Raw genomic sequence first — 20,698 nt, 5'->3', positions numbered from 1 at the left:
ACCGACCACCCGTCCGGGAGGGTCCCCTCGGGGTGGCCGGTGCGTCGTGCTCAGCGCCGGGGTCGGAGGACCGACCGTCCGACACGGAGGGTCGTCCCCGTCGTCACGAGCAGCAGAGCAGCAGCAGCGGCCAGCACGAGGCCGGTGACACCGGTCAGCGCGAGGACGCCACCGTGTCCGCCCGTGTCGACCCTGTCGACGCCGGTCTGCTCACCGGGGCCGCCGCCCTCACCGAGGTCGCCGTCCGCACCCGGGCCGCCGTCCCCACCCGGCTCACCGTCCCCACCCGGCTCACCGCCCTCACCCGGGCCGCCGTCCCCAGCCGGCTCACCGTCCTCACCCGGGCCGCCGTCCTCACCGGGGTCGGGTTCCGTGACCTGGTCGGCCTCCCGGACGACCAGGGTCGCGGGGAGCGTGGCGGTCCCGGCCGTGTTCTCGGCGTGGACGAGGAAGGTGAACTCGCCCACCTCGCCCGGGGTCCCGGACAGGACCCCCTCGGCGGACAGGTCGAGACCCGGCGGCACGACACCCTCGGCCACCGTCACCGACGGCGACGGCTCCCCCGCCACGTCGAACGCGAACCAGTACGCCTCACCCAGCACCGCCTCGACCGGCGTACCACCCAGCACCGGCGCGACCCCGACCGGCTGCGACCCGTCGACCTGCACCTCGATGCTCGTCGACAGCCGAGCCGTGCCCACCGAGTTCGTCGCCTCGACGTCGAACGCGAACACACCGACCTCGGTCGGGGTCCCGGTCACGCGCCCACCCGCGGACAGCACCAGCCCACCGGGCAGGTCCCCCCCGACGACCGAGACCACCGGAGCAGGAACGCCCTCGACGTCGAAGTCGAACGCGTACACCTCACCGACCACGGCCGCACCCGGCACACCACCCAGGGTCGGGCGGCTCTGCACGACCAGCACCACGTCCAGGTGCTCGGTCCCGACCACGTTCGTCGCCGACACCCGCACCGGGAACTCACCCACCACCTCCGGAGTCCCCTCCAGGACACCCTCCACCGACAGCGACAGACCCGCCGGCAGCACACCGGACGACACCGCCACCGTCGGAGCAGGCTCACCCGCCACCGCGAACACGAACCGGTACGCGTCCCCCACCACACCGGACGGCGGAGAACCCACCAGCGACGGACCCACCGTCGGCACCTCGGCCGCCCGGACCAGCACCGTCGCCTCGTGCGTGGCGGTCCCGGCCGTGTTCTCGGCGTGGACGAGGAAGGTGAACTCGCCCACCTCGCCCGGGGTCCCGGACAGGACCCCCTCGGCGGACAGGTCGAGACCCGGCGGCACGACACCCTCGGCCACCGTCACCGACGGCGACGGCTCCCCCGCCACGTCGAACGCGAACCAGTACGCCTCACCCAGCACCGCCTCGACCGGCGTACCACCCAGCACCGGCGCGACCCCGACCGGCTGCGACCCGTCGACCTGCACCTCGATGCTCGTCGACAGCCGAGCCGTGCCCACCGAGTTCGTCGCCTCGACGTCGAACGCGAACACACCGACCTCGGTCGGGGTCCCGGTCACGCGCCCACCCGCGGACAGCACCAGCCCACCGGGCAGGTCCCCCCCGACGACCGAGACCACCGGAGCAGGAACGCCCTCGACGTCGAAGTCGAACGCGTACACCTCACCGACCACGGCCGCACCCGGCACACCACCCAGGGTCGGGCGGCTCTGCACGACCAGCACCACGTCCAGGTGCTCGGTCCCGACCACGTTCGTCGCCGACACCCGCACCGGGAACTCACCCACCACCTCCGGAGTCCCCTCCAGGACACCCTCCACCGACAGCGACAGACCCGCCGGCAGCACACCGGACGACACCGCCACCGTCGGAGCAGGCTCACCCGCCACCGCGAACACGAACCGGTACGCGTCCCCCACCACACCGGACGGCGGAGAACCCACCAGCGACGGACCCACCGTCACCGCCTCCGCGGTGACGGTCACCGGGTCCGTGGCGGCTTCGCCGTTGGCGTTGCTGAACACGGCGCGGTACGTCTCCGTGCCGGTCGCGGTCAGGTCGAGGGCCAGCGTCGTGGTGGTGACCTCACCCTCGTGCGCCCAAGTCACCCGGTCCGCGTCCTCCTGGGGCTGCCAGGTGCCCGCGCGCTCGACCTCCCACTCGACCTCCGGCACCGGGTCACCCGACGCCGCCGCCGTGAGCTCGACGGTCTGCCCGACGAGCGCCCCGAGGGGCGCGACGGGGTGCTCACGCACGACCGGGCCGATCCCGAAGGTGTAGGCGTCCCGACCGTCTCGCGTGACCAGCGGGTAGCTCCCTGCTCCGCCCACCCGCAGCTCGACGTCGACGGTCCCACCCGGGTGCGCGGGGGTGACGGCACGCACGGTGCCGGCGTCCACCCGCGTCACGTCGGTCGCGGACGTCCCGTCGAACCGGACGTCGAGATCGGGCATGTCCACCGGGCCCCAGGGCGCGCTCTGCGTGCTCGAGATGACTCCGTTGCCGAGCTGACCGCTGTGCTGTGCGCCCCACGCCTGCACGGAACCATCGGGGTTCAGTGCGTACGCGGCGCCGGAGGACGCCGCGATCGGCAGGACGTGCGGGTTGCTCACGTCCGGCTCCGCCACGGCCGACGTCGTGACCCACTCCGGACGGTCGGTCCCCGTGCCGTAGTCACCACCGAGCTGTCCCTGGCGGTTGTCCCCCCAGCCGAAGACGTGCCAGGTCCGGGTCCCGGCGTTCAGGGCCGGGCCGACCGCCAGCGAGTAGTCGGCCCCGGCCACGACGGCCTCCACCGCGCTCAGCAGCGGCACCCCGGCCTGCGACGTCCCCAGCCGCCGGATCCGCACCGGGCTCTGCGCGGTGCCGCCGTCGGCGACCGACGCGTCATCTCCCAGCTGCCCGGACGAGTTGCTCCCCCATCCGTAGAGGTGGCCCAGGTCGGTCACGGCGAGCGTGTGCGTCCACCCCGCGGACACCTGGGTGATCCGGCTGTAGCCCTCGCCCGCGACGAGGGGCGCCGTGTCGACGATGCCGGGGGTGGCCTGGGAGTCCGTGGGCCGCAGGCCGAGGCCCGAGCCGAGCAGGTCGCCCATCCCCCAGGTGAACGGGACCCCGGAGGCCGCCAGGGCCACCGAGTGGAACTGCCCCGCCGAGATCTGCACGACGGTCCCGTTGGTGCTGCCCGGGCCGAGCTGCCACGTCGTCGCGACCGCCACCGGCGTGCGGGCCTCGGTGACGCCGAGATCACCGTTGCCGAGCTGCCCGTGCGCGTTGCTGCCCCAGGCGTACACGGTGCCGTCCTCCGCGAGCGCCAGCGCGTGCTGGTGCCCGGCGGCGATCTCGACCAGCCGCTTCCCGGTTCTCGCACCGGCCGCGACGGCCACGGGGACGTTCGAGCTCCCCGTCGCCCCGTTGCCCAGCTGCCCGGAGCCGTTGTCGCCCCAGGAGTAGACGGACCCGTCGTCCGCCAGCGCCAGGGAGAACCCGCCCCCGACCGCGGTACGGACGACGGTGACCCCGTCCAGGCCCACCACCGGGGTCGGGCTGGGGACGGAGGCCAGGGCGGAGCCGATACCCAGCTCGCCGCTGGTGTTGCTGCCCCACGCGTACACCCGACCGTCGGTGGTGAGGCCGAGGGCGTGGGCGGCGCTCGCGCCCGACGCGACGTGCGCGAAGCCCACCGGGCCCTCGAGGGTCACGACTGTTCCCCCCTGCGTCGGTCCGGAGCGGGGTGTGAGCGGCAGCTGCGTGTCGTCCGCCGCGGCAGGTGAGGGGACGAGCGCGAGCGCGAGCAGCGGGGAGAGCAGCAGCGCGAGCACGACGAGGAGGACCACCGTCCCGCGCGCGCGTGCTGGGAGGAGCGTTCTGAGGTGTGTGCTGTCGAGCATCTGTCAGCTTTCTGTGCGAGTGGACATGGGAAGGGTGGTCTCCGACCGCGGCGGCTCAGGAGGCAGGCACGAGCCCTGTCGCACCGGGCGACAAACCGTCCGGGCCCGCAGCAGCCGGCACCGTCGCACCGGGCGGGTCACCCGACGGCGCTGCGACCGGCACCACCACGATCGGCGCCTCGGACGTCTCCGCTGCGGGAGCGGTCGACGGGGTCTCGAGCGCCGCACCGTCCCCCGGGGCCTCGCACCCGTCGGCGCCGTCGTCCCTGGGGTCGGGGCGCCGGGGGAACGCCTCGTGGTAGAGGTCGTGGATCTGCCAGGACAGCTCTCCACGGTCGGCCACGGAGTGGCCGGTTCTCCGTGCCCACGCCCGGATCAGCGCGGCCGGGCAGTCACAATGTCGCGTCGCCATCTGCTCCTCGATCTCCTCAGTCCGTCACCGGCAGGGCGGACCTCCGTGCGCGCCGCAGATCGCGTCGAGCGGCGTTCCGGTCGACCTCCGGCCTCGGCCCGTCCGGGGCGGCGATCACGTCGGGCCCGCCTCCGCGACGCGCCCACGCATCCCGGGTGGCACTCCGAGCTCGGACCGGTCGGTTCACCGGCTTCTCCCCTCGTCGTGCCAGACCAGGTTCGAACCGGCCCGGTGGCGACCACGTGCGCAGGCGCACCCCCCAGCGCGCGCACGGCCGAGAATCAGGTACCGCTCGCGGAGAACAGCGCGAGTTCGCCGCGTCGCCACGCCGCACACCCGGGACCTAGGGCCTGCGGCCGACCCGTGCATCTCACGATGCGGGATCACCGCAGCGCCCCTGCGCCGCTCGTCGAGCCGTCCCCCGGGAGTGGCCGCCGTGCACGACCAGCTCCCCGACGCGCGCGGTCCGCGCCCTCGGCCGCCGGGACCTACGGCCCACGGGGCGAGCGTGCGCGACAGCGGGTGCGCACCTGGCCGCGGCCCCCGGCACGTGCGCATCGCGGAGTGGTCCACGTGTCACGCGTGGACGTGTCACTCACCCCCGGCGACCGTGGTCCAGTCTGTCGTTGACGTGCACCTGCACATCGGGCGTCCTGCCCCGCAACCACCGGCCGCGCCCTGGCGGCTGCGCCCCCGGTTCGGACCCGAGACCGGCCCGACCCCGCCGCTCGGGGGGGGCAGACCGCCACCCCCGTGGATCGACCTGGCGCCCCCGGTGCGGGTCCCGGCCGCTCATGCTCTCGGCGAAGGAGAAGCTCGTGCTTGGCGATGGAGCAAGGGGGTTCGCGATGCAGCCGCGTCCGCGCGTGTGGGGCCCACCCCCGGGCGGACTGGTCGGCAGGGACTTCGAGGTCGGGCGGGTCGTGGACCTGGTCGGCCAGACGCAGAACGTCGCGCTGGTGGGGCCGCACTGGTCCGGGAGGACCACCGTGCTCGAGGTGGTGTGCCGTGCGCTGGAGGACACCGGACGCCACACGCACCTGCTCCCGGCGTCCTGGCGCTGGTCGCGCCCGCGACCCACCCACGCGCCGCCGGCCGGGGCGTCGTTGGAGTCCTTCCTCGACCAGCTCGACGTCCGCGAGGTGATGGACCTGGGCTCCCCGCAGACCGACGTGCTGGTCGTCGACGACCTGGAGCACCTCGGCGCGCGCACGGCGCAGGTGCTCGGCAACCTCGCGCGCCGCACGGGGGTCCCGGTCCTCGTCTCCCGGCTGCCGCGGGACCCCGGCTCCGGGATGGAGTCCGACCTGAGCACGTCGTCCACCTGGGTCCAGGTCGACCTCGACCCCCTGGCCTTCGAGGACCTGCACCGTCTGCTCAGCGAGCGGCTCGGGGACACGCTGTCGCCGGAGGTCACGGCCGAGATCCTCCACGAGTCGGGAGGGTTGCCCGGGCTGGCCATCGCGGTGCTCGACGCCGCCCTGGCTCACGGGCGTGTGCGTCGCTCGGACGGCCTCTGGGAGGGGACCGCGGGGTGGGAGCGCGAGCTGAGCGCCATGTTCGCCCTGCTGCTCGACCCGCTGACGGCCGAGCAGCGCGGGGCCGCGGCCGTCCTGGCCCGGACCGGCGCCCTGCCCGCCGACCTCGCCGGGGAAGTGCTGACCCCGGACGCGGTCGCGGCCCTGCACGACCACGGTCTGCTGCACACGTCCACCGCGGTCGAGGGCACCCCGATCTCCCTGTTCCCCCCGGGCCTGGCGTCGCACCTCCTGAGCCAGGTCGATCCTCGCCTGGCCGTCGCGGCGTCCCAGGCGGCGCGGGCGGCCCAGTCCTCCGGTGCCGCTGACGTCCGCCGCGCCCGCGTCGCGGACCGGCTCACCAGCCCTGCGCCCCGACCCGCGCCCTCGCACGCCCACCACCCCTCGGGCATGCCGCTCGCGCTCACCGGGCTGGACACCGAGGGCCCGGTCGTCCGCCACGACCTCGCCTCCGCCGTCGAGGCCTGGCAGCGCTCGCACGGACTGCGCGACGCGCTCAGGCTGCTGCGCCTGACCACCCCGGACCCCCGCGGGGCGGGCATCGTCGAGTCCGTGTTCGCGAAGACGGACACCGCCACCGAGCGATCGGCATCCGCCCACGTCGAGTTCCGGTACGCCGCCGCCCGGTGGTCGATCATCCAGGGCGACGATCCCCACGCCGTCGCCGACCGGCTCCGCGAGGCCGACGAGCCCGAGGCCGCCGTCCGCGAGTCGCTGTGGCTGCTGGGCTACCTGCTCGACGTCGAGTTCGGCATCCTGCCCGAGGAGTACGAGCGCACGCTCGCCCCGTACGTGAGGGGACACGGTTCCGGGGCCGCGACGGCCCGCCTTGTCCTCGCGGCCTGCCACACGCTCGCCGGACGCCAGCCTCCCGCGCGGAGCCTGCTGGACGTCGACCGCTCGAGCTGGCCCGACTGGCTCGACCGGACCGCCCAGCTGCTGCTCGGCCTGTCGTCGTACGCCACGGGAGACCTCGCGGGAGCGATCGAGCACGGCATCGCCATGCGCATCCGCGCCAAGCGCGACCTGTCGACGTCGTCCTGGGCCCACGGCACCTACGTCGCCGCCCTCGGACTGGCCGCCCGCGGGTGGATGGACGACGCCCGGGGGCACCTGCTCGGCCTGCTCTCCGTCCCGCACTCGTGGACCGACCCGTTGCCCGCCCAGCAGGCCAGCCGCAGCATGCTCGTCCTGCTGTCCGTCCTGACGTCCCACAGCGCGCTCGCGCCGGGACTCGTCGAGAGCGCCACGTCGGCCACCCACCAGGGCCACGCCCTGCCCTGCAGCGGGAGCACGTTCTTCCACGCGATGAGGGCGTACGCGCAGGGCGACGTCGCCTCCGCCGCGACGGCTCTCCGACGCAGCGCGGACGACCTGCGCCGGGGCGGGCTGGTGCTCCCGGCGGAGACCCTGGAGCTCACCCGGCTCCTCATCGACCGGGAGGCGGCCATCCCCGACCCGACCGGCTCGGGCCCCTCGCGCATCGCCGGTCCCTACCTGCGGGCCCTGCTCACCGCCCGCACCGCGCTCACGCGCGAGGACCCCGAGATGCTGCTCTCGGCGGGCGCGCAGTTCGAGCTGCTCGAGATCCCCGTGGAGGCGGCCCGGTGCTACACCTCGGCGGCGGAGCTGTTCCACCACGCCGACCAGCCGGACCGCACCGCCCAGGCCACGGCCTCCGCGGCCGCCCTGCACCACACCGCCCTCGCCTCCCTGACCGCCCGCCCACGGCACCGGCTCAGCAAGCGCGAGACCGAGATCATCCACCTCATCGCCCAGGGCCGCACCAACCCCGAGATCGCCAGGGTGCTCTTCATCAGCGTGCGCACCGTCGAAGGGCACATCCGCCAGATCCGCCGCAAGACCGGCGCCACCGACCGCACCTCGCTCGGCGACCTCAGCGCGTTCTCCGCCTGACCCGCACGCGCGCCGACGGCGCGGAAGGGGTGGACGCCACGCCGCCCCCGAGCGCCGACCCCGGGGCGGCCGGCCTCAGAGGTCCAGCGTCGGCCAGTCCGCCAGGTCGGCGCGCATCGCCCGGTCGTGCGTGGCGACGACGACCGCCGCCGACGTCAGCCGCAGCGCCTCGGTGAGCGCGTCCACCAGCGCGATGGACAGGTGGTTCGTCGGCTCGTCCAGCACGAGCACGTGCGGCGCGGCGACCAGGGCGGCGGCGAGCTCGAACCGGCGCCGCTGCCCGACCGACAGCTCGCCGAGCGGCCGGTCCAGGTCGGTCTCCTCGACCAGGCCGAGGGCGGCGACGGGCAGCACGTGCGCGGGGTCGAGCGCGCCCGCCTCCAGCAGGTCGAGCGCGCGCCGGGCTGCCGCCTCGAACCCCGTCATCCGGCGGCGCTCGGGGCTGTCGTCGTCCTGCGTGAGGACGCCGAGGCGGACCCCGTGCGCGACGGCGCGGTGGCCGCGGTCCAGGTCGAGCCGTCCCGTCATCGCGGCGAGCAGCGTGGACTTGCCCGCGCCGTTGGCCCCGGTGACGAGCAGCCGCCCGGCCGGGGGCAGGTCGACGCGGACCCCGGCGAGGTCGAGGCGACCGGCGACGCGCGGGGCGCGGACCTCCAGCAGCGGACCACCGGTGTACCCGGTGGGGATGCTCGGCAGGTCCGGGAACGCGAGGGCCGGGGGCGGGACGGGGACCTCGACGGCCTCGGCCTCGAGCTTCTGCACCAGCCGGTCGGCGGCCTTGACGTGGATGCGCGCGCGGGTGGCGCGGCGGTGCTTCTGCGAGCCCTTCGCGGGCCGCCACTCGTCGGACAGCCCCTCGTAGGACTCGTCCAGCCGCCGGGCGAGCTTCTCGGCACGCTTGCGCTCCTGCGCGTACCGGGCGCGCCAGCGGCGCAGCGCCTGGTCCTTCGCGAACCGGTACGTCGCGTACCGGGTCGCCCCGTACAGCACCGGGCGGCCGTCCATCGACGGGTCGAGGTCGAGGATCGCCGTCATGACGTCGTCCAGCAGCCGGCGGTCGTGGGTGACGATCACGACGACGCCCGGCCAGTCCTGCAGCTGCGCGGTGAGGTAGTCGATCCCGGCGGCGTCGAGGTGGTTCGTGGGCTCGTCCAGCAGCAGGACGTCGGCCCGCTCGGCGACGTGGCACGCGAGCCGGGCGCGGTACGCCTCGCCGACGCTGAGCGTGTCGAGGCGGCGGTCCGGGTCGCGCGGGGCGCCGAACCGGGTCAGGGCCTCGTCCACGCGCCGGTCGACGTCCCACGCGGCCAGGTGCTCGGCGGCGGCGATGGCCTCGGCGAGCGCGGTGAGGTCGCCCGCGTCGTGGTCGAACCCGGCGACGACCTCGTCGAGGTGCTCCGCGGCCGCGCGCACGTGGCCCGCGGTGCGGCGCACGAGGTCGCCCACGGTGGTGCCGGGCTCGACGTCGAGCTGCTGCGGGACGACCGAGACGGTCCCGGCCCGCCGGACCTCCCCCGAGGTGGGCACGAGGTCGCCGGCGAGCAGCCGCAGCAGCGTGGTCTTGCCCGCGCCGTTCTCCCCCACCACGCCGACGCGGTCCCCCGCCGACGCGGACAGCCCGACGGCGTTGAGCACGGGCCGCCCCGGGTACCCGAAGGTCAGCGCGTCGGCGACGAGGTGCACCCGTCCCGTGGCGCCGACCGGGGCCGCGTCCCGGCCGGCCGGGGGCCGGGGGGACGACGACGGGACCGAGGGACCGGGCACGCCGCGCTCAGCCCCGCAGGGCCGCGACGACGACCGGGACGAGCGCGCGGAACGCCTGCCCGCGGTGCGAGATGCGGTTCTTCTCCTCGGGCGCGAGCTCCGCGCAGGTGAGCGCGCCGCCCGCCGGGACGAGCACGGGGTCGTAGCCGAAGCCGTGCTCGCCACGCGGCGCGGTCGCCAGGGTGCCCTCCAGGTGCCCGAGCTCGACGTGCTCGGCGCCGTCCGGCGTCACGAGCGCGGCGGCGCAGGTGAACCGCGCGGCGCGGTGCTCGGGCGCGATGTCGGACAGCTGCGCGAGCAGCAGGTCGAGGTTCGCGCGGTCGTCGCCGTGCCGGCCCGCCCAGCGGGCGGAGAAGATGCCCGGGGCCCCGCCGAGCACGTCGACGGACAGCCCGGAGTCGTCGGCCACGGCGGGCAGCCCGGTGGCGCGGGCGAGCGCCCGGGCCTTGATCAGGGCGTTCTCGGCGAACGTCACGCCGTCCTCGACGGGCTCCGGGGCGCCGACGTCGCGGGCGCTGACCACGGACTCCGGGTCCAGGCCCGGCAGAGCGGGGACGAGGATCGCGCGCAGCTCGCCGAGCTTGTGCGCGTTGTGCGTCGCGAGGACGAGCCGCGCGGTCACGCGTCCGACCCGCCGCGCACCGTGACGGGGCCGCCGACCGCGGGCAGGGCCAGGACCTCGTCCTGCACGCGCGCGAGCTCCTTGGTGCCGACCAGGGCGAGGTCGAGCAGCGCGTCGAGCTCGGTGCGGTTGAACGGCGCGTGCTCGGCCGTGCCCTGCACCTCGACGAAGTCGCCCGAGCCGGTGACGACGACGTTCATGTCCGTCTGCGCGCGCACGTCCTCGACGTACGGCAGGTCCAGCACCGGGTGGCCGTCCACGATGCCGACGCTGACCGCGGACACGGAGTCGCGCAGCACCGACCGGCGGCCGTCCACCGAGCCCTGGGCGATGCCCCACGCGACGGCGTCCGCGAGCGCCACGTAGGCGCCGGTCACCGAGGCGGTGCGGGTGCCGCCGTCGGCCTGCAGCACGTCGCAGTCGAGGACGATGGTGTTCTCGCCCAGCGCGGCGACGTCGATGACGGCGCGCAGCGAGCGGCCGATGAGCCGGGAGATCTCGTGCGTGCGGCCGCCGATCTTGCCGCGCACGGACTCGCGGTCGGAGCGGGTGGTGGTGGAGCGCGGCAGCATCGCGTACTCCGCGGTCACCCAGCCCTCGCCGGAGCCCTTGCGCCACCGGGGCACGCCCGCGGTGAACGACGCCACGCACAGCACCTTGGTGCCGCCGAACTCCACGAGCACGCTGCCCTCGCCCGCGTCCAGGTAGCGGCGGGTGATCGAGATCGGGCGCAGGGCGTCGGCGGCGCGGCCGTCGGCGCGGGCGGGCGTGCGGGCGGAGTCGGAGGTCATCCCCCGAGCCTAACGACACCACTCAGGTAGGCCCGCCAGCACCACTCAGCCGGGGCCGGACGGGCACCCTCGGTGGTCGCGGGGCTGCCACGCTGCGGGACGCGAGCCGCACCACCGGTCCGGTGCGGCCGCCGGCACCCCGAGGAGACCCCCGCATGATCTGGCTGCACCTGCTCGTCGTCCTCGGGGCGATCCTGCTCGGCGCGCGGCTCGGCGGCATCGCGATCGGCTACGCGGGCGGCCTCGGCGTCCTCGCCCTCGCGGTGCTCGGCGTCACGCCCGGCGACATGCCCCTCGACGTCGTGTCGATCATCATGGCCGTGATCGCGGCCATCGCCGCGATGCAGGTCGCGGGCGGCATGGACTGGCTGGTCGACGTCGCCGCGCGGCTGCTGCGGCGCAACCCCCGGCACCTCACCTTCCTCGCCCCCGTCGTGACGTTCCTCATGACCGTGATGGCGGGGACGGGGCACACGGCGTTCTCGACGCTGCCCGTGATCGCGGAGGTCGCGAAGGAGAACGACCTGCGGCCCGCCCGGCCCCTGTCCATCGCGGTGGTCGCCTCGCAGATCGCCATCACGGCGTCCCCGATCTCCGCGGCCGTCCTGTTCTTCTCGGGGCTCCTGGAGGAGAGCGGGACCGGGGTCGACTACCTCGGGCTCCTGGCCGTGGCGATCCCGTCGACGTTCTTGGCGTGCCTGGCGACGGCGGCGGTCCTCACCGTCGTCGACCGCGCCCGGGGCCGCACCCGGCTGTCCGACGACCCCGAGTACCAGCGGCGGCTCGCCGCGGGCACGGTCGTCCCGCCCCGACCCGCCGGGCAGGCGCGCGAGGTGCGCCCGGGCGCCCGGCTGTCGGTCGCCGTGTTCGGGGTCGGCCTGCTCGCGGTGATGGCGTACGCGACCCTGATCTCCGAGAAGGCCGGCGTCATCACGGACCCGGTCATGGGTCGGGACCAGGCGATCATCGCGATCATGCTGAGCGTCGCGGCGGTGATCGTCCTCACCTGCCGGGTCGAGCCCGCGCAGGTCCTCACCGCGTCGACCTTCCGCTCCGGGACGAGCGCCTGCCTCTGCGTGCTCGGCGTCGCCTGGCTGGGGCTGACGTTCTTCGCCGCCCACGAGGACGCGATCCAGCACGCCGCCGGGGACGTGCTCGCCGGGCAGCCCTGGCTGCTGGCGGTCGCCCTGGTCCTCGCGTCGGCGCTCATGTACTCGCAGGCGTCCACGGCCCGCGCCCTGATGCCGACCGCCCTGGCGATGGGCGTCGCCGCCCCCGCGGCCGTCGCGGCGTTCCCGGCCGTGTCCGCGCTGTTCGTGCTGCCCACCTACCCGACGCTGCTCGCCGCCGTCGAGATGGACGACACCGGCACCACGCGGATCGGGAAGTACGTCTTCGACCACCCGTTCCTGGCGCCCGGGATGATCGCCATCACGCTGTCCGTGGCGTTCGGGTTCGCGATCGGCGCCGTCGTGCTCTGACGGCCGCGTCGAGTCAGAGCGTGACGACCATCCCCGGCACGGCCAGGTCGACCGGCCCGCCGTAGACCGCGCGGGCCTCGTCCAGGCTCTCCTGCGGGTCGTTCCACGCCACGAGGTGCGTGAGCAGCAGGCGGCGCGACCCGCCGCGCTCGGCGGCCAGGCCCGCCCGGCGGCCCGTGAGGTGCACACCGCGCGGCGCGGCGGGCAGCGACTCCACGTACGCCGCCTCGGCGAGCAGCAGGTCGGCGTCGCGCGCGAGGTCGTCCAGACCGGGGCACTCGTCGGTGTCCCCGGTGTACGCGAGGGTCACGGTGCGCCCGGGCTCGACCGACGACGGCCCGGTGACCCGGAACCCGAACGCCGGGACCGGGTGCTCCACCGGCACCGGCTCGACCGTGAACGGCCCGACCCGCACGGCCTCGCCCGCCCGCCAGGTGCCCAGCGCGAGGTGCTCGGCGGTGTCGGTGGCCGGGTCGTGCCCGGAGAGCTGCGCGAGCCGCTCGCGCACGCCCTCGGGGCCGTGCAGCGGCAGCGGCTGCTCCCGCAGCCCGCGCGGGTCGTACCGGAGCATCACGCCCAGCACCACGACGTCGGCGACGTGGTCGGCGTGCAGGTGGCTGATCGCGACCGCGTCGAGGTCCGCGGGCGGCAGGTGCCGCTGCAGCGGTCCCAGCGCCCCGTTGCCCAGGTCGAGCAGCAGGTTCCACGTGCGGGTCCCGCCCGCACCGTCCGGCCCGTCCGCCTGCAGCAGGTAGCAGGACGCGGCGGAGTCCGGGCCCGGGAACGAGCCCGCGCTGCCCACGACGACCAGCCTCATCGGCACCTCTCCCCTGAGTCGGGCACCGACGCGGCGACGGTGACCCGGGTTCATGATGCCGTGCCCGCCCGGACCGTGCCGGGCCGTTGCGCCCGGCGGTGACGTGTCGCTCGTCACCCCGCCGGGCGGCGCGAGCGGCTCAGCGCAGCGCGCCGCGCGCCTCCACGTGCCGGACCTCGGGGCCCAGGAACCGGCGGGCGAGCGCGGCGAACGGCTCGGGGTCGCCGGTGGCGAGGAACCGGTGCTCGGGCGCCCCGGCGGCGGGGTCGCGCTCCAGGTCGTGCGCGACGAGCGTGCGGTAGACGTCCTTGGCGGTCTCCTCCGCGCTGGACACCAGCGTGACGTCCTCGCCCATGACGTAGGAGATGACGCCGGTCAGCAGCGGGTAGTGCGTGCAGCCGAGCACGAGGGTGTCGACGCCCGCGTCCTTGACCGGCGCCAGGTAGGTGTCGGCGACGCTCAGCAGCTCGGGCCCGGAGGTCACGCCCGCCTCGACGAACTCCACGAACCGCGGGCACGCCTGCGTCGTGAGGTGCACGCCGGGCGCGACGGCGAACGCGTCGTCGTACGCCCGGGACTCCACCGTGGCCTTCGTGCCGATCACGCCGATCCGCCCGGACCGGGTCGCGGCGACCGCGCGGCGCGCCGCGGGCAGGATCACCTCGACCACCGGGATGCCCTTGCGCAGCGTGTACCGCTCGCGGGCGTCGCGCAGCACCGCCGAGGACGCCGTGTTGCACGCGATGACCAGCATCTTCACCCCGGCGTCGACCAGGTCGTCCATCACCTCGAGGGCGTGGGCGCGCACGGCCGCCAGCGGCTTGGGGCCGTAGGGGGTGTTGAGGGTGTCGCCGATGTAGAGCACCGACTCGTGGGGCAGCTGGTCGATGATCGCGCGGGCGTTCGTCAGACCTCCCACCCCGGAGTCGAAGATCCCGATGGGAGCGTCGTTCACGACGTCGAGCCTAGACCTCCGGCGGGACCGGCACGTCCGGGAAGGTCCGGCAGGTCCGGACCGGCGTCGTCCGGCAGCTCGGGGAGGTCCGCGAGCAGGCAGGCCATCAGCGTCTCCTGCCACCAGCCCAGGGCCAGGAACACCGAGCCGAGGTACTGCCGGGCCTGCGCGGCGTGGTCGTCGGCGCCCGGGCGGGTCGCGACGACCTCGTCCTCCAGCCGGGCGCTCGCCTCCTCGTCGGTGACGCCGAGCCGCTCGCCGAGCACCAGGCGCACGTCGGTCAGCGTGGCCGCGAGCGCCGGCGCACGCGCGACGTCCACCCGGACCACCGCGGCGGCCTCGTGCCGACCCCGGGTGCGCCGCGACCGGCGCGAGCCGGCCGCACCGTCCCCGGCGTCCGCGCCGTTCGCCAGCGCGTCCACCGCGAGCGCGTCGAACAGCTCCGCGAGCCGGTCGATCTTCTGCTGCCGCAGGTCGTCCTCGGTCAGCCGCCGGAACTCCTGCGACACGGCGGCGTCGTCGCGCGACGCGTCGGGCAACAGCCGGTGCACGGCGGGGTCGTCGGGCGAGGGCAGCGGCTCCAGCCGCAGCCGCATCAGCAGGGACGCCTCGGCGTCGGCCGAGGCGTCGGCGCGGTGCGCCCGCCCGGTCTCCCGGGCGCGCTCCTCGAACCGGCCGCCGCCCAGCAGCTCGGCGACGTCCGCGACCACGGTCGCGAGCACCTCGCGCTCGCCCGGGTCGACCTCGGCGACCAGCGCGTCGCCCTCGCGGAGGAAGGCGCGCACCTAGTCGTCCGCCCGCTGCAGCGTGGCCCACAGGCCGAAGGAGTGCATCGCCTGCACGTCCACCTCCATCTGCTCCCGGTTGCCCGTCGACACCGCGGACCGGCCCTCCTCGTGCACCTGCATCATCAGCTTCTCGGCCTTGGCCTGCGGGTACCCGAAGTACGACCGGAACACGTACGTGACGTACGACATGAGGTTGACCGGGTCGTTCCACACGACGGTGACCCAGACGTCGGCGAGGGCGCCCTCCGCGTGGGCGGTCTCCTCGGGTGCGATCTCCACGGACACCCGTCCACTCTAGGTGCCCGGCGGGACCCCGGCGGGCGTGCCGCTTACGGTGTGCGCATGACGTCGAGCACCGCGCTGCTGACCGACCGCTACGAGCTGACCATGCTGGGGGCCGCGCTGGCCGACGGCACCGCCGACCGCCGCTGCGTCTTCGAGGTGTTCACGCGGCGGCTCCCGCACGGCCGCCGGTACGGCGTGCTCGCGGGGACCGGGCGGGTGCTGGAGGCCCTGGCGGACTTCCGGTTCGGCGACGAGGAGCTCTCCTGGCTGGAGCGCGAGGATGTCGTCGACCAGCGCACGCTGGCCTTCCTCGCGGACTACCGGTTCACCGGCAGCATGACGGGGTACGCCGAAGGCGAGATCTTCTTCCCGCACTCCCCCGTGCTCACGGTCGAGGGGACCTTCGCCGAGGCCGTGCTGCTGGAGACCCTGGTGCTGTCGGTGCTCAACTACGACTCGGCCATCGCGTCGGCGGCGTCCCGGATGACCAGCGCCGCGATCGGCCGTCCCGTGCTGGAGATGGGGGCGCGGCGCGCGCACGAGCAGGCCGCCGTGGCCGCCGCGCGCGCCGCCGCCGTCGCCGGGTTCGCCGGGACGTCGAACCTGGAGGCGGGCCGCCGGTACGGCATCCCGACGATCGGGACCGCCGCGCACGCGTTCACGCTGCTGCACGACGACGAGGAGACGGCGTTCGCCGCGCAGGTCGCCTCCGCGGGCCCCGGGACGACGCTGCTGGTCGACACGTACGACGTGAAGCGCGGGGTCGAGCGGGCCGTCGCGGCCGCCGGGACCGGCCTCGGCGCGGTGCGGCTCGACTCCGGGGACCTCGGGGTGCTCGCGCAGGAGGTGCGCGCGCAGCTCGACGGCCTCGGCGCCCGCGACACGAAGATCGTCGTGACGTCCGACCTGGACGAGTACGCCATCGCCGCCCTCGCGGTCGCGCCCGTCGACTCCTACGGCGTCGGCACGTCGCTGGTGACCGGATCCGGCGCACCGACCTGCGGCATGGTCTACAAGCTCGTCGCCCGCGAGGGCGCGGACGGCCGCCTCGCCCCCGTGGCGAAGGCGTCCACCCAGAAGACCTCCGTCGGGGGGCGCAAGACCGCCGCGCGCCGCCTCGACCCGGCGACCGGGCGCGCCGTCGCCGAGGTCGTCGTCACCGGCGACGACGCCGCGGTCACCGCGTGGCAGCCCGGCGCGGGCCTGCGGGGGCTCGTCGTGCCGCTCGTGGTCGACGGCGTGGTCCAGCCGGGGTGGACGGGTGCGGAGGGCGTCGCTGCCGCGACGGTCCGTCATGCCGCCTCCCGGGACGAGCTCCCCCGCGGCGCGCGCCGGCTGTCCGCCGACGAGGCCGCCCTGACGACCGAGACCCGCACCGTCTAGAACCCCCACGCACGACGACGCCCGCACCACCGGGAGGCGGTGCGGGCGTCGGCGACGTCTGGAGCGCGTGTCGCTACACGCTCGCCTTGCCGCGTCGCAGCAGGCCCAGGATCAGGCTGACCACGAGCACGGCGATACCGATCCAGATGAGGATCTTGGCGGCCTCGACCGCCACGCCGACCACGAGCAGGACGGCACCCAGGATGATGAGGATCAGCCACGTGGGCATCTGACGGCTCCCTTTTTCGTCGAACCAGCAGGGTCACGAATGCCCTGCTCACAGCGACGACACTGACACCGGTTCACCCGTTCCGCACGTCGAGCGCCGAGGTGCGGGAACCACCTCCCGGTGCTACGGGGCCGGTGTCAGCGCTGGCCGACGAACCAGCGGCGGAGCATCGCCACGCGCTGCTCCAGCTGCGCGGGGTCCGCCAGCGCCACCTCGGGTCCGCCGCACCGGCGCCGCAGCTCGGCGTGCACCGCGCCGTGCGGCTGCCCGCTCTTGCGCGACCACGCACCGACCAGCGTCGCGAGCTCCTTGCGCAGCTCGGCCTGCTTGCGGTGGTCCATCTCGGCGAGGTCCTCCAGGGCCTGCGCCTTCGTCTTCTTCGCGCTCTGCTGACTGGCCTGCCGCTGCCGCAGCAGCGTCGTCACCTGGTCGGGGTCGAGCAGCCCGGGCAGGCCCAGGAAGTCCAGCTCCTCGTCCGAGCCGACGTCGCCGCCGGTGCCGAACTCGCCGCCGTCGAACAGCACGCGGTCGAACGACGCCTGCGCCTCCAGCGCCTCGAACGTGCCCTGGAGCGCGTCGGAGCCCTTCTCGGACCGGTTGGCCTCCGCGACCAGGGCGTCCTCGGGGTTGTAGCCCTCGCCCTGCTCCTCGGCGGTCAGCGGCCGGTCGAGGGCGTGGTCGCGCTCGACCTCCATGCTGTTCGCGAGCCCGAGCAGCGGCGCGACGCTCGGCAGGAACACCGAGGCCGTCTCGCCGCGCTTGCGGGCCCGGACGAACCGGCCGACGGCCTGCGCGAAGAACAGCGGCGTCGAGGTGCTGGTCGCGTACACGCCGACCGCGAGGCGGGGCACGTCGACGCCCTCGGAGACCATGCGCACCGCGACCAGCCAGCGGGAGTCGTCCGCGGAGAACTCGTCGATGCGGGCGTTCGCCCCGTCGTCGTCGGACAGCACGACCGTCGGGGACGTCCCGGTGATCCGGGCGAGGTGCCCGGCGTACGCGCGGGCGTCCGTCTGGTCGGTCGCGATGACCATGGCGCCCGCGTCGGGGACGCTGCGCCGCACCTCGGTGAGGCGGCGGTCCGCGGCGGCCAGCACCGACGGGATCCACTCGCCGTCCGGGTTCAGCGCGGTGCGCCACGCCTGGGCGGTCATGTCCTTGGTCAGCGGCTCGCCGAGGCGGGCGCTGACCTCGTCGCCCGCCTTGGTGCGCCAGCGCATCGCCCCCGAGTACGTGAGGAACAGCACGGGCCGCACGACGTGGTCGCGCAGCGCCTCGGAGTAGCCGTACGTGTAGTCCGCCTTGCTGCGGCGGATGCCGTCGGCCCCGCGCTCGTACTGCACGAACGGGATCTGCGCGGTGTCGGACCGGAACGGCGTGCCCGTCAGCGACAGGCGGCGCGTCGCGCCCTCGAACGCCTCGTGCACGGCGTCGCCCCAGCTCAGGGCGTCACCGCCGTGGTGCACCTCGTCGAGGATGACCAGCGTCGGGGCGGCCGTGGTGCGCGCGGCGTGCAGCGCGGGCTTCGACGCGACACCGGCGTAGGTCAGCGCGACGCCGTCGAACCCGTGACCGTGGCGGCCCTGGGAGTTCTTGAAGTTCGGGTCGAGCTTGATGCCGACGCGCGCCGCGGCGTCCGCCCACTGGTGCTTGAGGTGCTCGGTCGGGGCGACCACCGTGACCCGGCGGACGATGCCCGCCTGCAGCAGCTCGGTCGCGATCCGCAGCGCGAACGTCGTCTTGCCCGCGCCCGGCGTCGCCACCGCGAGGAAGTCCCGCGGCGCGGTCGTCAGGTACTGCTCCAGGGCCTGCGCCTGCCAGGCGCGCAGCTTGCCCGCCGTCCCCCACGGCGCACGCGACGGGAACGCCGGCGGCAGCTGCGATGCTGCCGACGTCGACGCGTGCGTGGTGGGTGCGGAGTGCGGGCGGTCCGCGGCGCTCACTGTCCGCCGGAGGAGTCGCCGGAACCCTTGCCACGGCCGAAGCCCCAGCGGCGACCGCCGCCGGACCCCTTGCCGGAGTCCCCGTCGCCGCCGTCCTGCGGCTCCCGGAGGCCCTCGAAGATCTCCTTGCAGACCGGGCAGACCGGGAACTTGTTCGGGTCGCGGCCCGGCACCCAGACCTTCCCGCAGAGCGCGACCACGGGCTTGCCGGACATCGCCGACTCCATGATCTTCTCCTTGCGCACGTAGTGCGCGAAGCGCTCGTGGTCGCCCGGCTCGCCGAGCTGCTCCTCCGGCCGCTCGAGGAGCCCGGTCGACCCGGCGGTCCCGGGGTCGGAGAGCCGGTCGGGCTCGGTGCTCGGCGGCAGAGGCTCACTCATGCCGCCCACGATACGCGCCCCCACCGACGTGCCCTTCCGTGCACGAGGTCGAGGGTTTGCTCGGATCACGCGGCCTGAACCCCTCGAACTCTCGGCAAACCCTCGACCTCACTGGTGCGACGCAGGGCAGCGGCCGCTCGGGTGGCGAGCGTCACGGGTGAGCGCAGGTCGTCCCAGGTGGTGCGGAGGATCCGCCAGCCGGCCTCCTCCAGCGCGTCCTGGCGCTGCTTCTCCGCAAACACGGCCTCCGCCGCGGTGCTGCCGAGCTCCCCCGAGTACTTCACGAACCCGTCGAACTCCACCGCGACCCGGGCGTCGCGCCAGCCGAGGTCGACCCGGAACCGGCCGCGTCGGGTCGCGACCTCCACCTGCGGCTCCGGGGACGGCAGCCCGTGCTCGTGCAGCGCGAGCCGGACGAGCGTCTCGCCCGGCGAGTCGGCCCGGGCGTCGGCCAGCGCCAGCACCGATCGGGCCCGCGCGGACCCCCGGCGGCCCGCTCGCGAGGCGATCAGCGCCGTGATCGCGTCGCCGTCCGCGCCGCGACGCAGCGCGGAGTCCGCGATGACCAGCGCGCGGTCCCGGGTCAGGGCGGCCGCGCAGTCGGCGACGGTCCGCTCCAGGCTCGTCACCGGCACCTCGTGCTGCCAGGCGCGCTCGAGCGGCGCGACCTCGCCGTGGTGCCGCACCACCGGGTCGCGCCCACGCCGGGAGGGTCGGGTCTCCTGGACCAGGTGAACGGCGTCCGCGAGCCGGTACGTCGCGCAGCCCCAGAGCACCGCGGCCGTCTCGTGGCTGAACCAGTGCGGCACCTGCAGCTGCGCGTGCACGGCGAGCGTCCGGGCGATGACGCGCCGCCGCAGGTCGCGAGCAGGTCCCTGGGACGGCGCTGTCGGTGCGTAGGCACCCCACCGCACGCGCTCGACCTGGCCACGGGCGTGCAGGCTCGCGAGCCGTGCGGGGTCGCCGTGGCGCGCGAGCAGGACCTCGGGCAGCACCTCGGAAACGGTCACGCCCCCCACCTTGCCCGCTCCCGCGCCCGCACTCCCAGCTCACCCCTCCCCCTGTGGACAGCGTGAGGCCGAGGTCGAGGGTTTGCGGCGAGATCGAGGGTTCCCAGGCCCGATTTCCGGGCAAACCCTCGACCTCGCGGGCACGGGCTACGCGCGGAGGATGGACTGCATGCGCTTGCCTCTCGCCACCTCGTCGACCAGCTTGTCCATCCAGCGGATCTGCTGCATGAGGGTGTCCTCGATCTGCTCGACGCGGATGCCGCAGATGACGCCGGTGATGAGGTCCGCCGCCGGGTTCATCGCGGGGGCCTGCGCGAAGAACGCGCGCAGGTCGCGCTCGTCGGCGACCGCCGCCGCCAGGCCGTCGGCGTCGTAGCCCGTGAGCCACGTGATGACCTCGTCGACCTGCGCGCGCTCACGCCCCTTGCGCTCGACCTTCGTCACGTAGAGCGGGTAGATGCTCGCGAAGCTCGTGCCGTAGATGCGGTGCTCGGCCACGCTG

General features: G+C 75.0%; 17 protein-coding genes. 3 read left to right on the top strand and 14 right to left on the bottom strand.

Features of this window, described 5'->3' with window-relative positions:
- Positions 1–50: 50 nt before the first annotated feature.
- On the bottom strand, positions 51–3,827 hold the full coding sequence (locus EBM89_RS01160) for an RCC1 domain-containing protein (protein WP_158609431.1): 3,777 nt from the start codon (positions 3,825–3,827) through the stop codon (positions 51–53).
- 109 nt (positions 3,828–3,936) lie between these two features.
- Positions 3,937–4,293 (bottom strand): Lsr2 family DNA-binding protein, encoded by a 357-nt coding sequence (locus EBM89_RS22585; RefSeq protein ID WP_122147628.1) that lies wholly within the window; start codon positions 4,291–4,293, stop codon positions 3,937–3,939.
- Positions 4,294–5,141: 848 nt separating this feature from the next.
- Between EBM89_RS22585 and EBM89_RS01150 the strand changes: the two genes are divergently transcribed.
- Positions 5,142–7,748: a helix-turn-helix transcriptional regulator gene (locus tag EBM89_RS01150; protein ID WP_147463415.1), complete on the top strand. Its 2,607-nt coding sequence runs from the start codon at positions 5,142–5,144 to the stop codon at positions 7,746–7,748.
- Between the two features lie 75 nt (positions 7,749–7,823).
- On the opposite strand, the gene EBM89_RS01145 is transcribed toward EBM89_RS01150, so the two are convergent.
- The 3 genes from EBM89_RS01145 to rph all read right to left on the bottom strand — a co-directional run bounded on the left by EBM89_RS01145 (position 7,824) and on the right by rph (position 10,925).
- Complete coding sequence (locus EBM89_RS01145) at positions 7,824–9,431, bottom strand: ABC-F family ATP-binding cassette domain-containing protein (protein WP_122147647.1); 1,608 nt, start codon at positions 9,429–9,431, stop codon at positions 7,824–7,826.
- A gap of 88 nt (positions 9,432–9,519) precedes the next feature.
- The gene (gene rdgB / locus EBM89_RS01140; RefSeq protein WP_122147626.1) at positions 9,520–10,134 is read right to left on the bottom strand and encodes an RdgB/HAM1 family non-canonical purine NTP pyrophosphatase; all 615 of its coding nucleotides are present in this window, start codon (positions 10,132–10,134) and stop codon (positions 9,520–9,522) included.
- Positions 10,131–10,925, bottom strand: a complete 795-nt coding sequence (gene rph, locus EBM89_RS01135; protein ID WP_122147625.1) for a ribonuclease PH — start codon at positions 10,923–10,925, stop codon at positions 10,131–10,133. The genes rdgB and rph overlap by 4 nt, the downstream gene beginning before the upstream one ends.
- A 155-nt stretch (positions 10,926–11,080) precedes the next feature.
- Here rph and EBM89_RS01130 point away from each other — a divergent pair, with 155 nt between their 5' ends.
- Positions 11,081–12,406, top strand: a complete 1,326-nt coding sequence (locus tag EBM89_RS01130) for an anaerobic C4-dicarboxylate transporter (RefSeq protein ID WP_122147624.1) — start codon at positions 11,081–11,083, stop codon at positions 12,404–12,406.
- Between the two features lie 13 nt (positions 12,407–12,419).
- Here the strand turns inward: EBM89_RS01130 and EBM89_RS01125 are convergent, their stop codons facing one another.
- The 4 genes from EBM89_RS01125 to clpS form a co-directional block, all read right to left on the bottom strand.
- A complete protein-coding gene (locus EBM89_RS01125; RefSeq protein ID WP_122147623.1) occupies positions 12,420–13,223 on the bottom strand; it encodes an MBL fold metallo-hydrolase in 804 nt (267 codons plus the stop codon).
- A 139-nt stretch (positions 13,224–13,362) separates the two neighbouring features.
- Positions 13,363–14,178 (bottom strand): glutamate racemase, encoded by an 816-nt coding sequence (gene murI / locus EBM89_RS01120; protein WP_122147622.1) that lies wholly within the window; start codon positions 14,176–14,178, stop codon positions 13,363–13,365.
- On the bottom strand, positions 14,175–14,963 hold the full coding sequence (locus tag EBM89_RS01115) for a DUF2017 family protein (RefSeq protein ID WP_122147621.1): 789 nt from the start codon (positions 14,961–14,963) through the stop codon (positions 14,175–14,177). Before EBM89_RS01115 ends, murI begins: the two co-directional genes overlap by 4 nt.
- Positions 14,964–15,251 (bottom strand): ATP-dependent Clp protease adapter ClpS, encoded by a 288-nt coding sequence (clpS, locus tag EBM89_RS01110; protein ID WP_122147620.1) that lies wholly within the window; start codon positions 15,249–15,251, stop codon positions 14,964–14,966.
- A 57-nt stretch (positions 15,252–15,308) separates the two neighbouring features.
- Here clpS and EBM89_RS01105 point away from each other — a divergent pair, with 57 nt between their 5' ends.
- Complete coding sequence (locus tag EBM89_RS01105; protein ID WP_122147619.1) at positions 15,309–16,634, top strand: nicotinate phosphoribosyltransferase; 1,326 nt, start codon at positions 15,309–15,311, stop codon at positions 16,632–16,634.
- Between the two features lie 73 nt (positions 16,635–16,707).
- Here the strand turns inward: EBM89_RS01105 and EBM89_RS21745 are convergent, their stop codons facing one another.
- From EBM89_RS21745 to EBM89_RS01085, 5 genes are all read right to left on the bottom strand, one after another.
- The gene (locus EBM89_RS21745; protein ID WP_199731927.1) at positions 16,708–16,863 is read right to left on the bottom strand and encodes a hypothetical protein; all 156 of its coding nucleotides are present in this window, start codon (positions 16,861–16,863) and stop codon (positions 16,708–16,710) included.
- Between the two features lie 137 nt (positions 16,864–17,000).
- Positions 17,001–18,806, bottom strand: coding sequence for a DEAD/DEAH box helicase (locus tag EBM89_RS01100; protein WP_122147618.1), 1,806 nt, complete (start codon positions 18,804–18,806; stop codon positions 17,001–17,003).
- On the bottom strand, positions 18,803–19,186 hold the full coding sequence (locus EBM89_RS01095) for a DUF3039 domain-containing protein (RefSeq protein ID WP_199731926.1): 384 nt from the start codon (positions 19,184–19,186) through the stop codon (positions 18,803–18,805). Before EBM89_RS01095 ends, EBM89_RS01100 begins: the two co-directional genes overlap by 4 nt.
- Positions 19,187–19,251: 65 nt before the next feature.
- Positions 19,252–20,196 (bottom strand): hypothetical protein, encoded by a 945-nt coding sequence (locus EBM89_RS01090; protein ID WP_122147617.1) that lies wholly within the window; start codon positions 20,194–20,196, stop codon positions 19,252–19,254.
- A 147-nt stretch (positions 20,197–20,343) separates the two neighbouring features.
- Positions 20,344–20,694: a DUF2200 domain-containing protein gene (locus EBM89_RS01085; protein ID WP_122147616.1), complete on the bottom strand. Its 351-nt coding sequence runs from the start codon at positions 20,692–20,694 to the stop codon at positions 20,344–20,346.
- Positions 20,695–20,698: the final 4 nt, after the last annotated feature.

It is taken from the genome of Cellulomonas triticagri (genome assembly GCF_003696205.1).
Taxonomy (GTDB): Bacteria; Actinomycetota; Actinomycetes; order Actinomycetales; family Cellulomonadaceae; genus Cellulomonas; species Cellulomonas triticagri.
The sequence above is the reverse complement of the archived record's forward strand: the minus strand, read 5'-3'. Positions and strand labels throughout refer to the sequence as shown.

What these genes read in the sequence shown, in the direction of transcription:
- EBM89_RS22585 (WP_122147628.1), bottom strand. Translation starts at nt 4,293, where the DNA reads ATGGCGACGCGACATTGTGACTGCCCGGCCGCGCTGATCCGGGCGTGG.
- EBM89_RS01095 (WP_199731926.1), bottom strand. Translation starts at nt 19,186, where the DNA reads ATGAGTGAGCCTCTGCCGCCGAGCACCGAGCCCGACCGGCTCTCCGAC.
- EBM89_RS01125 (WP_122147623.1), bottom strand. Translation starts at nt 13,223, where the DNA reads ATGAGGCTGGTCGTCGTGGGCAGCGCGGGCTCGTTCCCGGGCCCGGAC.
- EBM89_RS01130 (WP_122147624.1), top strand. Translation starts at nt 11,081, where the DNA reads ATGATCTGGCTGCACCTGCTCGTCGTCCTCGGGGCGATCCTGCTCGGC.
- EBM89_RS01150 (WP_147463415.1), top strand. Translation starts at nt 5,142, where the DNA reads ATGCAGCCGCGTCCGCGCGTGTGGGGCCCACCCCCGGGCGGACTGGTC.
- EBM89_RS01105 (WP_122147619.1), top strand. Translation starts at nt 15,309, where the DNA reads ATGACGTCGAGCACCGCGCTGCTGACCGACCGCTACGAGCTGACCATG.
- rph (WP_122147625.1), bottom strand. Translation starts at nt 10,925, where the DNA reads ATGACCTCCGACTCCGCCCGCACGCCCGCCCGCGCCGACGGCCGCGCC.
- EBM89_RS21745 (WP_199731927.1), bottom strand. Translation starts at nt 16,863, where the DNA reads ATGCCCACGTGGCTGATCCTCATCATCCTGGGTGCCGTCCTGCTCGTG.